Origin of the sequence: Arenibacter algicola, from assembly GCF_018860365.1 — a bacterium.
Taxonomy (GTDB): Bacteria; Bacteroidota; Bacteroidia; order Flavobacteriales; family Flavobacteriaceae; genus Arenibacter; species Arenibacter algicola_B.
Genome location: NZ_JAHKPO010000007.1, coordinates 126,877 through 141,967, shown reverse-complemented (window position 1 = coordinate 141,967; position 15,091 = coordinate 126,877). Strand labels below are relative to the sequence as shown.

The 15,091-nt window shown below is 41.5% G+C and carries 10 protein-coding genes; all 10 read right to left on the bottom strand.

Features of this window, described 5'->3' with window-relative positions:
• Positions 1-31: 31 nt before the first annotated feature.
• Entirely contained in the window at positions 32-832 is an 801-nt protein-coding gene (locus KO529_RS07370; protein ID WP_215947277.1) for a type 1 glutamine amidotransferase, read from the bottom strand.
• Between the two features lie 2 nt (positions 833-834).
• On the bottom strand, positions 835-2,007 hold the full coding sequence (locus tag KO529_RS07365) for an iron-containing alcohol dehydrogenase (RefSeq protein ID WP_215947276.1): 1,173 nt from the start codon (positions 2,005-2,007) through the stop codon (positions 835-837).
• 40 nt (positions 2,008-2,047) lie between these two features.
• The gene (locus KO529_RS07360; protein ID WP_215947275.1) at positions 2,048-3,433 is read right to left on the bottom strand and encodes an aldehyde dehydrogenase family protein; all 1,386 of its coding nucleotides are present in this window, start codon (positions 3,431-3,433) and stop codon (positions 2,048-2,050) included.
• A gap of 4 nt (positions 3,434-3,437) precedes the next feature.
• Entirely contained in the window at positions 3,438-4,814 is a 1,377-nt protein-coding gene (locus KO529_RS07355; RefSeq protein ID WP_215947274.1) for a glutamine synthetase family protein, read from the bottom strand.
• Positions 4,815-5,026: 212 nt separating this feature from the next.
• Complete coding sequence (locus tag KO529_RS07350; RefSeq protein ID WP_215947273.1) at positions 5,027-6,517, bottom strand: amino acid permease; 1,491 nt, start codon at positions 6,515-6,517, stop codon at positions 5,027-5,029.
• A 177-nt stretch (positions 6,518-6,694) separates the two neighbouring features.
• Positions 6,695-8,275, bottom strand: coding sequence for a SusD/RagB family nutrient-binding outer membrane lipoprotein (locus KO529_RS07345; protein WP_215947272.1), 1,581 nt, complete (start codon positions 8,273-8,275; stop codon positions 6,695-6,697).
• Between the two features lie 11 nt (positions 8,276-8,286).
• Entirely contained in the window at positions 8,287-11,808 is a 3,522-nt protein-coding gene (locus KO529_RS07340) for a SusC/RagA family TonB-linked outer membrane protein (RefSeq protein ID WP_252734340.1), read from the bottom strand.
• A 178-nt stretch (positions 11,809-11,986) separates the two neighbouring features.
• On the bottom strand, positions 11,987-13,135 hold the full coding sequence (locus KO529_RS07335) for a FecR family protein (protein WP_215947271.1): 1,149 nt from the start codon (positions 13,133-13,135) through the stop codon (positions 11,987-11,989).
• 57 nt (positions 13,136-13,192) lie between these two features.
• Positions 13,193-13,777, bottom strand: a complete 585-nt coding sequence (locus KO529_RS07330; RefSeq protein WP_215947270.1) for an RNA polymerase sigma-70 factor — start codon at positions 13,775-13,777, stop codon at positions 13,193-13,195.
• Positions 13,778-14,063: 286 nt separating this feature from the next.
• On the bottom strand, positions 14,064-15,074 hold the full coding sequence (gene iolG, locus KO529_RS07325; RefSeq protein WP_215947269.1) for an inositol 2-dehydrogenase: 1,011 nt from the start codon (positions 15,072-15,074) through the stop codon (positions 14,064-14,066).
• Between the last annotated feature and the right edge of the window lie 17 nt (positions 15,075-15,091).

The following is a 15,091-nucleotide window of genomic DNA, read 5'->3' as shown; positions in this document are numbered from 1 at the left end:
CATCCGTTTATTAATTTTATAAAAGTTCTTCCTATTGTTTTCCAGCTATTAACTTTAACCAAGCCATTATTTCTTGGGTATGGAGTTGGTAATCGCAAATCTCCGGTGGAATTCCTTTCTGTTCCTTTAATGATAAGGCGAATTCCTTTACTTCCTCCAAAGATTTAAAAGCACCGCTTTTGACCAATTTTTCTGATAAAAACAAGCCTATCAATGCCATGTCCGAAGGATTGAATTCAGGATGATATTGCACCCCAAAAAATGAACCTTTTTTAAAGTCGAATGTCATGGCCTGCACCTTGGAATGGGAATTACTGGCTAAAACAATGGCGTTTTCGGGCACCTTTGCTACTTCATCATAATGAATACACAGTGCTGAATACGTCTTTTGACGGTGGGAAGTTAACGGACTTTTCCTTCCCAGCGGGGTAAGATCAATTGGTTCGGAGATTCCAAACTCCAAGCCGTTCTTGCTAAGTGCCACCTTGCCCCCAGCTACTACAGTAGCTATCTGCATGCCCCAGCAGCTGCCGTAAAACGGTACACCGCTCTTGAAAACCTCAGAGGCAAAATTTAATTGCTGTTGAACATCAGGGATATCATCAAGGACACTAAGGGAGCTGCCTGTCCACAATACCCCATCATATTTTTCCAATTGTGCAGCTGTAGGCAATTCACTTGCCCCATCGGCCGGAAAGGCAAAATCTGTCTGTACCTTTGGGACCAAGCCCCTCAGCATTTCTTGGAACATTAGATGATATGGCTTTATCCCAAAAGCCCCCCTTTGCAGGCGTGTTTGTTCGTTATTTCCTTCTACAATTAACAGTTTCACGCTTACAGTCCATTTATATCTCCAGTTACCGCTACTCTAAAAAGTTGCTCCAAATCCTTTGCGTTAACAGGTTTTGCGTTGGAAGGTGTCGAGGGATCTTTAAAAGCCATTTCCCCTATTTCTTTCGCGTTATCAGTATTAATGTCTATATCTTTCAATGTATGCGGAATATTCAATTCTTTTCTCAGACCGATTATATAATCGATAATAGCATCGGTACCTTCCTTTTCCAATCCAAGGACTTTACTTAAATGCACCATTCTATCCTCAATAGCCGCCTTATTCTGTTTTAAGGCATATGGCAATATTATAGCATTTAACAAACCGTGTTGCTTATTGTAAATGGCTCCCAATTGATGGGCCACGGAATGCACGGAACCCAATCCTTTTTGAAAGGCCGTTGCCCCCATAGAGGCAGCTACCAGCATTTGCCCCCTAGCCTCCAAATTTTTTCCGTCCTTAACGGCTATTGGCAAATACTTGGCAATAATGCGGATGGCTTCAATGGCGATACCATCGGCCATAGGATGATACCCTGGAGCACAATAGGCCTCAATGGCATGCACCATGGCATCTACTCCGGTCCAAGCCGTAATATGTGGTGGCAGGCCCAAAGTAAGTTCGGGATCGGATATCACTATTGCCGGTAACATTTTTGGGTGAAAAATGATTTTCTTGGTATGCAATTTTTCATCCAGAATCACCGATGCCCTACCTACCTCCGACCCTGTGCCGGCAGTAGTGGGGACAGCTATAATGGGAGCAATTCCGGCAGGATCGGCATAACTCCAATTATCGCCCACATCTTCAAAATCCCAAAGAGACCTGGTCTGTCCGGACATAAATGCGATGGTCTTGGCCGCATCAATGGCAGAACCACCTCCAAAGGCTATAACTCCATCATGTTTATGTTTTACATAATGGGCCACTCCGTCAACAACATTCTTCTCGGTAGGATTTCCTTGCACATCACTGTATACCGTAAAATTTAACCCATCCTTTTTTAAGATGTTTATGGTATTTTCAACAATATTCAATTTCACCAAGCCCTCGTCAGTAACAAATAAAGGATTCTTGATCCCCAATTTTTGGCATGCCTGTGAGATTTCATTTATTCTACCATTTCCAAACCAGATGGTGGTAGGATAATTCCAATTTGTATTTGCTAATTGCATTAATTCTTATTTTTTAATTCAATAAATTGATTTATAAATTTTATTTCCCTTTTCTAAAATTGAATGATTTAACCCGGGTAACATGGTCGTATCCAATTTTTGATAATGTAACGCCCTTACCGGAATTTTTAACACCCGTCCAAGCCAAGGCAGGATCCAAATAATCGCAACGGTTCATGAATACGGTACCAGTCTCTATTTTCCTCCCCAAATCAATAGCCTTATCCATATCATTTGCCCACAGGGAAGCGGTAAGTCCATATTGGGAATCATTCATCAATCGCAATGCTTCTTCATCGCTCTTAACCTTCATTATCCCTACTACAGGTCCAAAGCTTTCCTCGGTCATTACGTCCATAGTATGATCCACATTCACCAGCACATGAGGGGATAAATAAGGGGTATCTTTTTTGGATGATGAGAACAAAGACTCCGGCACCAAGGATTTTGCCCCTTTACCCAAGGCCTGCTCTATTTGTTTTCTTACGTAATTGGCCGCATCGGTCTTTACCATAGGCCCCAAATTGGTCCCGGCATCCAAAGGATTCCCTAACTTGTACTGCTTTGTAAGCGCTACAAATCCATCTACAAACTTGTCGTAAAGGGTTTCATGAACATAAATTCTTTCGATACCGCAACAAGATTGACCGCTATTAAAGAATGCTCCATCTACCAAATTTTCTACACTATTCTCCAAATTGGCATCGGCCATTACATAGGCGGGATCTTTTCCTCCCAATTCCAAACCACAGGGAATAAACTTGTTCTGCAATGAATTTTGAACGGCTACTCCACCCTGCACGGAGCCTGTAAAGTACACCCCGTCTATACGGCTATCCGCAATTAATTGGCCTGTATTTTTATGGTTCAGGTGCAGTATTTGAAAAACGCCTTTTGGCAATCCGGCCTTGGCAGCTGCCTTGGCATAACGTTCCGCCACCAATGGGGTTTGAAACGAATGCTTTAAAATTACCACGTTTCCTGCCATTAAAGCCGGAACAATAGCATTTACAGAGGTCAAGAAAGGATAGTTCCATGGGCTCAACACACTAACAACCCCGATTGGAACACGCTCTACCCATCTTTTATCCGGATTCTCGGCATCTACAACTTTATAGTCGCCCAAAGCCTCTTCCGCCACTCCGATCATATAATGGGCGCGATCTCCAAAACCCTTTATTTCTCCAGGGGATTGACCCAATGGTCTCCCCATTTGCCAGGTAATTTCTAGGGCAATATCATTTTTATCCTGAACAATGGCATCCACGAAGGCCGTTATATATTTAGCTCGCTCGGCAATAGAAAGATTGGACCAAAGTGGAAAAGCACTTTCAGCCAAATGTAGGGCCCTTTCAATATCCTTTGGGCCATGTTCTTCGGCAGTATAATAAATAGTGCCGTCTATAGGTGATATGGTATTTATCATTTTTTTAAATTATTTCGAAATAACGTTTTAATTGCCAGTCGGTTATAGCTCCAAGTTGTTGTTGATCTTCCCATAGTCGGGTATACGCATAGTGATCCACAAATATATCACCAAACAGGTCCCGTGCAATTTTTGAATTCTTAAATTTCTCAGCAGCATGTGATAATGTCCTGGGCAACTGAAGTTCCTGGGAGAAGTCTACATCGTAAGCGTTTCCTTCAACTCCTTTTGTAGGTTCAATTTTATTCTCTATGCCCCACAATCCCGAACCAATAGCGGCTGCCAGTGCCAAATGGGGATTAATATCGGCTGCAGACACCCTGTATTCCACTCTTTGTGACTTTTCGGAACCAGGGATGGCCCTAAGGGCACAGGTTCTATTATCTAAACCCCATGAGGCCGCCGTAGGAGCCCAAAAACCCGGGATGAGTCGCGTATAACTGTTACATGTAGAGGCCACCATGGCCAAAAATTCGGGCATTAACTTTTGCTGTCCTCCAATAAACCAGCGCATCACATCGGACATGCCATTTGCCTTATTTTTATCGTAGAAGGCAGATGTACCATCAGTATTTTGCAAAGAAATATGAATATGGCCGGATTGACCGGGATAACTGGAAGACCATTTGGCCATAAAGCAAGCCATCAAATTGTTTTGTTGTGCCCAAACCTTTACGAAATTTTTAAACAATGCTCCATTATCGGCCGCCCTTAACGCTTCGGAATATTCAAGCGCCCCTTCCAGTACCCCTGCACCAGTCTCTGTATGCAGTCCTTCCAAAGGCATTTCCATCTCCTTGGAGAGTTCCATTATTTCATGATAAAAATTGGCATGGGTAGAACTTCGCAATATGGAATATCCAAAATTACCTGGGGTCATCGGCTCCAGATTATGATAGTTCTTATCGCGAACGGATTTAGGGGATTCATTAAAAAGGAAAAACTCGAATTCAAAAGAGGCACTTGCCTTAAGCCCTAACTTCCCCAATCTTTCCAAGGTTTTGCGCAGTATAGATCTTGGACAAACACTAGCAGCACTACTCTCGGAAAAATCCACCAAAAAAATAACGGACTTGAAGTCTTCCGTTGGCAACATTCTCATACTGGAGGCATCTATTGTAGCATTGGCATCGGTAAAACCGTCTGCCCAGCCAGTAAAGGAATCATTCTTATATAATACATCATTGGAGTCCCAACCAAAGATTACACTACAAAAACCAAATCCCTTGTCCAAAGCGGATAGGAACTTTTTGGAATTTACGTATTTCCCGCGGAGAACGCCATCGACATCAACAACGGCCAACTTTATATTTTCAATTTGATGTTCCTGTATATAACTTTTGACCGATTCTATGGTCATTTTTGGTACTTCCTTTTTCATAGGTTTATTATTATTGTTTTCTATTGGCCCAATGAAAACCTCTTAATGGAACGTAAGGTTTCACTTGACTACTTTCTGGTTGATTATTCTATTCTTATTCCAAGATTCAACATTATAGCCCGTTGATACATCTTCCTGTTTCCACAACTCCCATCCCTAAATAAAAATCCTCCATAAAATTATTGAATAATGCCCACCTCTAGCTATAAAATTTAGTTTTTTACGTTTGCTTTTTTTGCATCGTGTTCCAAGGCAAACTCTTCTTCTGGAGAGAGTATCAATCGATGCCTACCTTGTAGCCCAAAGTACACCAACCCAATGATCAAATACCCAATGGATATAAATACTGCCGTTCTATACGACTGATCCTGTAACTGAAAATATATGATTACACTGGCCAAGAAAATAGTGGACCAAGCACCTAGTTTTCCAAACGGGCTAACATAGGGTCTTTCAAGACCAGGCTTATTCTTCCTTAGCAACAAAAAGGAACCACATTGTAAAATATAGGAGAGCATGGCACTAAAAACAGCGATGTTCAATAAAGCACCCCCAATAAATACCTCACTTTCATTACCGGCTAAAAATTTGGTAACCATTAAAACCGTAAAACCAATGAGAGAGCCAAGAATCAATGCGGTATAGGGCGTTTTTCTTTTGCTATGGGTCAAGGACAATATTACAGGGAAATATCCGGCCCTGGACAAGGAATAAATCTGTCTGCCAAACGCAAAAATTATGGTATGAAAAGAAGCCAACAGGCCAATGGAGGCTACCAAGGCCAAGAGCTTGGCTATATTATCCCCATACAACACCTTAAATCCGTCCAATAAAGGTTCTCCAGACTGTGAAAGTGCATAGGACCCCAAAGGTATGGAGGCATTTAGCCAAAGGATTAAAAAGGCCGAAATAATCAAGGTGATGATGCCATAAGTCAATCCCTTGGGCATATCTTTTTTGGGATCAACGGATTCTTCAGCTGCCAAGGGCAACTGTTCAATAGCCAAAAACAACCACACAGCAAAGGGCATTGCTTTAAGCGCCCCTTCCCATCCCATTGGGAAAAGGGAACCTCCTCCTCCTTCCAAATGTTCTGCACTTCCGTCGGCGCCCGCCTTTATATCCAAGGCATAAGTCATAAAATCGGCACTTCCAATAGAAGACACCCAAAATATGCCCAAACATCCCAAAGCCAATAAAGTTAAGGCCACTGTAAAACGAAAAGATAACTCTACCCCCACAATATTCAAAAGGGTGAAGACCGTATAAAATCCGAACCACCAAAAAGGCAACATTTCTGGTGCCGTCTCAAAAATACCCTGCATATAATTACTAAGAAAAAAAACGATTACGGCCGGAGTAAGTATAAATTCCAAATTCTCTACCAAACCAGTAAAAAATCCGCCCCAAGGCCCCATGGCCGATCTGGCAAAAGAATAAGCACCACCGGTATGCGGCAAGGCTGGAGACATTTCTGCAACGCTCTGGGTAAGTCCAATGTACATTACGGCTACAATACAGGTAGCAACGAACATACCGCCCCATCCCCCAGATGCCAAACCGAGGTTCCATCCGGAAAAATGTCCCGATATCACGGCTCCTACACCCAAAGCCCACAAGGACCAAACACCTGCATGGCGTTTAAGTTCCCTGGATTCAAAATAGGATTTGTCCATTTTCTTGTACTTAACGCCTTTGCTCATATCTATTCTCTTGGTTTTTGGTTTGATTATACACTTCTAAGTTGGTAACTAATATACCATGAAATAAGAAAAATATCACCTTTTAAACTTGAAGGATTAATATTGTCAATAAAAAGACCATGGGGAGGAATCCCCATGGTCCGTAAGATTCATAATAAGTTTATATTAATTGAACATTTAATTATTACTGGCAACATCCCACCAAAGTAGGGTATTTAAATCGTCTCCCCCCATACGGGTAACGGCCTGCTGATAGTTGGCATTATTTGTTGATTTCACAGCATTTGGATACTGAAACCTCACCGGGACCTTTTTATCATTTACAGCATCAGGACCAGGTATTACTTCCGGCATTCCGGTACGTCTCCAATCGGACCAGGCTTCAAAACCGGTATAAAAGAGGGCTATCCATTTTTGCAAGGCTACTTTTTCCAGCTTTTCAGCGGTTGTTCCTGTATAGGCCACTGCCGTTTGTGCAATATAGGCATCCAGGTCAAAAGCTTGTAGGTCGGCAGCAATCTCGTTCCATCCCCCAGCAATTATCCTATCCAAATAATACGAAAAGGAAGCTCTTATACCATTTTCATAGTAAGTGGCGGCATCGCCTACAGTTATGAAATTTCTTTCCCTAGCCTCGGCCAGGATAAACTGAAGCTCTGAATAATCCATTATGATCGTCTGGGAAGCTGTTGGTGAAGCAAGCTCCACGTTACAGGCCCTGCACGCCAATAAAATCCCTATTCTGGAGATAAAATTGGACCCTACCTCATTGGGGTTTCCGGTGGGGCTGTACCCTAAGGCCGCCTCATCGTCCAAACCGTTGGGCATACCTACGTAATCATCCAAATTGTCGGAATAGATTCCTTTTCCGGAATTGGAAGTAGGCTGTGCAAAAACGATAAGTCTTCTATCATTTAGATCCTTCAATCTGGTCTCCAAGGTAAGGCTCAACCTAACCTCATCAAAACTACCGGATCGGGTATTATATTTGGGTTGTGGATTATCGGAATTCCACTGCAATAATGCTGCATCCCCATTGCTCTCAAATATGGGATAGGTTGTTGGATCTCCCATAATCTCCACCATACCGGCGGTAGCTTTGGATTGATCCACATCACTTATCCTCATTAAGAGACGAAGCCTGAGCGAATTGGCAAACTTCCTCCATTTCAATACATCACCACCGTACAATATATCCCCGGATATATTTTGAGTACCTGTCAATGCGGTGTTGGCGGCTTTTAGGTCGGCCAATAATCCGTCATAAATTTCCTGTTGAGGCGTAAACTCGGGTGTAATATTATCATCGCTGATCCCCTTTACAGCATCCGTGTAGGGGACATCGCCATAAGAATCCGTTAGATAGGAATAGATCCACGATTTAACGATCAGCCCAACGCCATAGTAATTCTGGCGATCCGGATTTTCCCTGGTATCACGAATAATATTCTCAATATCGCGCAGCCCGTCATAGGCATCGTTGTATGGATTGTCGGTCGGGGACCACTGGTATATATCCCCGGAGGTAAACTGCAGTCGAGCTCCATATTGAACTACTGTAAAGCCTTCTTCCCATCCTTGGTTACCCCAGTTATAGGCCATTTGTCTTAAAACCCCGGGCAAAAGCAGTTCCGAGGAAGCCTGCTCGGGAAAGTTGGGGTTTTGATTTATTTCCTCAAAGTCTTCCGTACAACCCATGAAAGCTGCCAAAAGAAACATCACGAAGAAACCCTTTTTTGATATATGTATGTTTTTCATCTTTTATGCAATTAAAAATCGATTTGTAAATTCAGAGTGTATGTTTTGGTACTGGGATAGGACATATTCTCTATACCGGGCTGCAGGGTACCACCAGCAACCGAGACCGTTTCCGGATCAAAATGAGGGTTGTCCGTCCAAAGTGCCAAATTTCTACCTGTCAGGGATAATCTTGCCTTACTTATGGGAAGCTTATCTATAATTTTCTTGGAAAGACTATAGCCCAAAGTTACTTCGCGCAATTTGGTATATGAAGCATCATATTTGGCCGCCTCTACATTATCCCGCTCATAGTAGCGGTTATTGTAGGTCCTAACATCCACGTTTATGGTGTTGGGCGTATATACCCCAGGAGATGTCTCCAATACCCCTTCTGCAACGATTCCAGTTTCCCTTCCTTCCAAAGTTTCCTTTAATTGCCCAGAAGTGGATCCTATCGTTTTGGTCCTGGATACTACTATTCCCCCTTGTCTTATATCGAACATAAATCCAAAATCCAAAGATTTATACTTAAAACTGTTGAGTATTCCCAAGGTATAATCAGGGGCATAATCGCCCTGATACACCAAATCGTCCGTCCTAATGGGGATACCACTGTTATTTACGATCATTTGGCCATAATACTGACTGTTCTCATCTTCTACGCGTTGGAATCCCCTTCCATAAATAGCACTGATGGAACCGCCTTCCCTAGCTTGGATAAAAACACTGTTCCTTTCTGTAAGCGTATAATCTATACCTCCCAGATCGGTAACCTCACTTCTGTTTCTGGAATAGTTGAACATAGTGTTCCAACTGAAATTTTCCGTCCTCACGGGAACAACGTTCAACATGGCCTCGAACCCATAATTCCTTACTTCACCCGCGTTGATCAACTTACTGGTATATCCACTGGAAATATCCGTGCTTATAGGTATGATCTGGTTCTTGGTACGCCCATCGTAATAGGTAGCATCCAAATTCAGCCTACTTTGGAACAAACGGATATCGGCACCAATCTCATAGGATGATGTAATCTCAGGTTTTAAATCGGCATTGGGGATCAAAGAGGATTCCGTTAAAATTGGATTATCCCCAAAAGGTGTTTCATTGGTAAAGAAACTGGACAACTTATAAGGGTCCGTATCATTACCCACCTCGGCATATGCCGCCCTTAATTTTGCAAAGGACACAAATTCCGGCATTTTAAAAATATCGCTAGCTATGGCACTCAAGGTAACCGAAGGGTAGAAATATGAATTATTATCCGTAGGCAGTGTACTGGACCAATCGTTACGTCCCGTTACATCCAAGAAAAGCAAATTGTCATAGGCAAACCTGGCAAAACCATAGAGACTGTTTATCCTCTTCTGTTCGTTGTTGGTATATACCTCCAGCGGTCTTCTGGTGTTATTAAAGGAATACACGCCGGGATTGATCAACTGCGGGGCAACTGTCTGTGTATACTCCTGTTTCTGACGAAATTGGTTGCCACCGGCAGATATATTTACGTTCCATTTTTCGTTGAAGGTCTTATCATAGGACAAAAGGAAATCCGTATTGGATTCTTCAAAAAATACATTGTCCTCCCTATAATAACCTAGAGGGAAACGCTGGGTACTAAACGCTCTTTTCTTGGTCCTTAGATCTCGATAAAAATCCCTCCCGGTCCTTACCATTAAACTCCAATTATCGTTTATGGTGTAATTGGCACTAATATTTCCATATACCCTGTCCTTGTTCTGTGAATTGGTATTCTCATATACGTTGAAGAAAGGGTTGTCGTGATAATTGTAATTATAGTTGAACTGCTGAAGATTTTCCCTGCCGGGCATCCAATAATCCCTCATACTATTGGTATTCAATTGCCTTCCGTACCAAATAAAGAGATACATGATACTTTCCGTACCATAGCTTAGGGATGGCCTATTGTCACTATCGGATTTTATATAATTTACATTGGTATTGATCGTTAATTTATCGGTCAGGTTAAGGCCTGTATTCAAATTAAAGCTATTTCGCCTTAGGTCCGTATTGGGTACTATGCCCTCCTGATCCAAATTTTGGTAGGAGAACCTGATATTGCCCAAGTCTCCAGATTTGGAAATGGCAATGCTATTGGTCTTTGTGTATCCCGTATTAAAGAAATCCAAGGTATTGTCCGGCATGGACACCCATGGTGTAGGGGTAATTGGCGAATCGCTCACCAGGTAGTCTCCTCCCCTTGTTCCATCGGCCCTAGGTGAATCAAACTGTGGGATCATTAGCCCAGTGTCCAATCTTGGCCCCCAACTTTCGTCAACACCATCGGCGATACCACTTCCACTTCCATCAACAAATGCAAACTGCTGGTTGTTACCTTGACCGTATTCGTTTTGCCAATCTGGCAATAACAAAACACTTTCCATTGTAATTCCAGAATTGATGCTAACTCCCAATTGGCCTTTTTTGGTATATCCCTTTTTAGTGGTTATAATAATGGCTCCGTTAGCAGCCCTGGCCCCATAAAGTGCCGCGGCGGCAGGACCTTTTAACACGTTGATGGATTCTATGTTCTCAGGATTTATTTCGGAAGCCCCATTTCCGTAATCCACATCCTGTGTTCCAGAACCGCTGGAACCTACAATTTCATTGCTAATAGGAGTACCATCCACAATAAACAAAGGGGAGTTGCCATTGATGTTCAAGGAAGCATCACCCCTTATAGATACCCTGGCAGAACCTCCCAGGCCCGAGGGGCTGTTGGTAATCTGTAGACCGGCCACTTTTCCTGAAATGCCATTTAAAAGATTGGGTTCCCTAGCCGCGGATACCTGGTCTCCATCAAGCTCCTGGGACGCATATCCCAAGGACTTCTTTTCCCTCTTAATACCCAAGGCGGTTACTACTACTTCACTTAGACCTGTAGCACTCTCTTCCAAGGCAATGGAGACATTGGTTTGCCCATTTAGTGACTTTTCCGTGGTAGTAAACCCTATGTATGAAACGACCAGAACTGCGTTTGGCCCATTTACATCTAAGGAAAAATTACCGTCAAAATCGGACTGGGTACCGTTGGTAGTTCCTTTTTCCAATACGTTCGCCCCAGGCAAAGGACTACCATCGCTGTCCAAAATAGTACCATTTACCTTAAACGGCTGATACAGCTCCACCTTTTTTTCTTCCTCCCTAGTTAAAGGGGGAATATTTTTTTCCGGCCTAAGCACTATCTGTTTATCCAATACCTCATAGGTAATGTGCATCTTAGAAAAAATTCTATCTAGAATTGTAGTTACCAATTCTTTATCAGCGCTCACAGAGACAATTTTTTTATAATCTACCTCCTTATCATTATACATGAATTTGAATTCTGTAAGCGACTCAATTTTGTTCAATACACTTTCTACGCTTACATTTTTGAGGTTCAAGGTAACTTTGGTCTTTTGACCATAAGTTTCGTTAGCATGAATTTGAAAAAACGAAACAATCAATAGCAACAATGTAGTTAGCTTCATTTTCAAATCATATTGTAGCTGAAAATGGGATTCCCTCCCCAGCCTAATTAGGTTTTTCATATTTTTGCAGTGTTTTTTAAGTGGTTAATTAATTTAATCACGTTCTATCGGGGAGTGTTGGCGCACTTTCCGATTTTTTTTTTGCTTTTACACCTTATAATTTAAGTGTTAAAAAAATATTGTGATCTGTTCAAATTTTGGAAAGTCTAATTCATTGGCTATTGTTTTGTTTAGTTAGTTAGTTGATAATTATTTGTCTGTCGTTGATCTTGTATTCCATTTCGTAGGTGACGTTGAAGGTTTTAAACACTTGATCAATGCTTTCAACGTCAAAACTTGCCGTAAACAATTCGTCATTAAGTTCGGGATTATTGTTCACGATATCCACATTATAGTGCCGTTCCAATTTTTTCACAATATTCTTAAAAGGCACATGCCTCAATATGATTTTCCCATTCAACCAATCGGTATGCATAGCAATATCTGCTTCTTCTACTAAAATTTGTTTATTGTTTTTATTCCATTCTGCCTTAAAGCCAGGTTCCAGCAAAAAAGCATTGGAAGAATCAAAAGTGTCCCGTTCATTGTAAACCGAAACCGACCCCTCTAAAAGCGTAGTATTGACAAATTGATCTTCCGGATAGGAGGATAAATTAAATTTTGTCCCCAGTACACGTACATTAAGTTCATTAGTATTGACTATAAATGGATTTACCGAGTCCTTAGCTACATTAAAAAAAGCTTCCCCATCCAGAAAAACCTGCCTGTTTTTTGTTTTTAAGAACTGTACTGGATACTTGAGGGATGTTCCTGAATTAAGAGTTACCTCTGTACCATCGGAAAGCAATAAGTCAAATCTTTTGCCATAGGGAACCGTGAGCGTATTGTAGATCAACTCCTCTTTTGAAGTCCCATTGTTTTTATAGATTAATTGTGACCCTTGTTGTGCCCCCAATACATTACCTTCTGTATCTACCACCTTAGTAGCCCCACCTTCAGAAATTACCTCAATATTCCCATTTTCCAATTGTAATATAATGGCATCCCCTGGAATAATTGGTGCCGTACGGGAATCTATAATGACATCCCTAAATATAAAACCTAGCCCTACAAGAATTGCTAAAACAGCAGCAGATTTCAAAATTGTTCCTGGAATGCGACCTCTATTTCTGGAAGTAGGATTATTGGTATTGAAAATGCCATGGTAAGAAGCATCTAAATCTACATCCGTATCACCCAAGGTGGAGGCCACATATTTGGCCTTGATCTCAAAGAATCTTTCTGCATTTTGATCTGAAGAAACAATCCAGTCCTGAACTTCCTTTTCCTCCTTTGAAGTTGCAGTACCCCTTAAGTATTTATATATTTTTTGATCCAGCATCGTCATGTGTTACCATTTATAGACGATTCAAAAAAGATTTACACCTAGTGCTGAATAATAAATTTATTGGGAAATTGAGATAAATTCCCTTAAATGAAACCTCATATGCCTCAGGGCAGTGGCAATATGGTTATCTACCGTTTTGTGTGAAATGCCCATCTGCACAGCTATTTCACCATGCTTCAATCCCTCTAGTCGGCTCTTTTTGAAAATATTTTTACATTTTTCAGGTAATAATTCTATGCTCTGAATTATTTTGCTTTCCAATTCATTTTCAAGTAACAGGGAGGCCGCCTCATCCTGAATAAATTTATACTGAATTTGAGATTTTAGGCGATAACTGTTATCTATGTAGTTCCTTTTAACCTTTTCGTGCCTTAGTTGGTCCAGGCACAAATTCTTGGTCATGGTATATAAATAATTATTAATATTGGACACTTCGCCCAGAGATTCTTTATTTTCCCATATTTTAAGAAATACGTTCTGTACTATACTTTCGGCTTCCTGTTGGTAGACTAGATATCCTTTTGCAATTTGTACGAGTTTGGTATAGTAGAGTCTGAACAAGGTCTCAAATGCGCACTTCTCACCCTTTTCCAAAAGGGAAAGAAAAAGCTCATTGTTGATATTAGGCTGACCTTTTTTCAACTTATAAATGGGTTTAAATTCCGGTTCTATGAATTTACCAACCTAGAAAGCATCTTCTTCCTATTAAAATGGCCTAGGGACCCATCTAAACTTTCCTCTTCACCATCCCGATCATTCTAAATTTATAGGTAATGCATCCAATTCGTTTCCCTTGCCCAGCAGCATCCCAATTCTTGATAAATACAAATTCATCCCAATTTAACAAAAAATTACAATTTAACCAAGAATCAATTTTTTTTACTCAGCCTATAAAAATTGATTTTAGATTTTCTTAATTTTTCGGAACCTAATTGCCTATTTCTGCAATTTTTACGGGTCTTTTTTCCTTTAATGATTTTATGGCAGCTAGTCCAATTTGCAGTGACCGTAATCCATCGGTGCCGTCTACCGCCATGGCATCACCATTTTTTAGACTTGCCACATAACTGGCCATTTCGGATTTATAAGCTGCCGCATACCTTTCCAAAAAGAAATGCAGGGGTAGTGCCCCTAGGATTCCCTTGTTGGTATAAAGACGATGTGAATCTTCATAATTATTGTCTGCCTGTGCCATTCCCTTGGATCCGAACACCTCTATTCTTTGGTCATAGCCATAAGCAGCTTCCCTACTATTGTCTATAACGGCCATGGTACCGTCCGTATAGGTCAAGGTAACCACTGCAGTGTCTATATCCCCGGCCTCGCCAATAGCAGGATCCACAAGAACTGCCCCTTTGGCATAGACCTCCTGAACTTCCTTACCTACTACAAATCTGGCCATATCAAAATCGTGTATGGTCATATCCAAAAAGAGACCTCCGGATTGTTTAATATAGCTTACCGGTGGTGCTCCTGGGTCCCGACTTGTAATTTTCACCAAGTGGGGCTGCCCTACGGCACCCTGCTTTACCAAATCATGAACTTTTCTAAACTCCTTATCGAACCGGCGATTAAAACCCAACATCAATTTAATATTGGCTTCTTTGACCACTTTTAAAACCTCAACAACGCGTTGCATAGATAGATCCAACGGTTTTTCGCAAAAAACATGGATACCCGCTTTGGCCGCCATCTCAACATAATCGGCATGGGTATCGGTTGGGGAACAGATGACCACAGAATCGAAGGGGGCAATAGCCAATAACTGCTCAAAGGTATCCGTGATATGAGGTATCTTCTTTTCCTGCGCATATTTCCGACATTCTTCCATAGGATCCATTACGGCTACCACTTCCACATGGTCCATCTGAAGCAGGTTTTCCAAATGGATCTTCCCTATCCTTCCCAATCCTGCTACGGCGAATTTAACTTTTGTCATCGTTTTATATTTCTTAA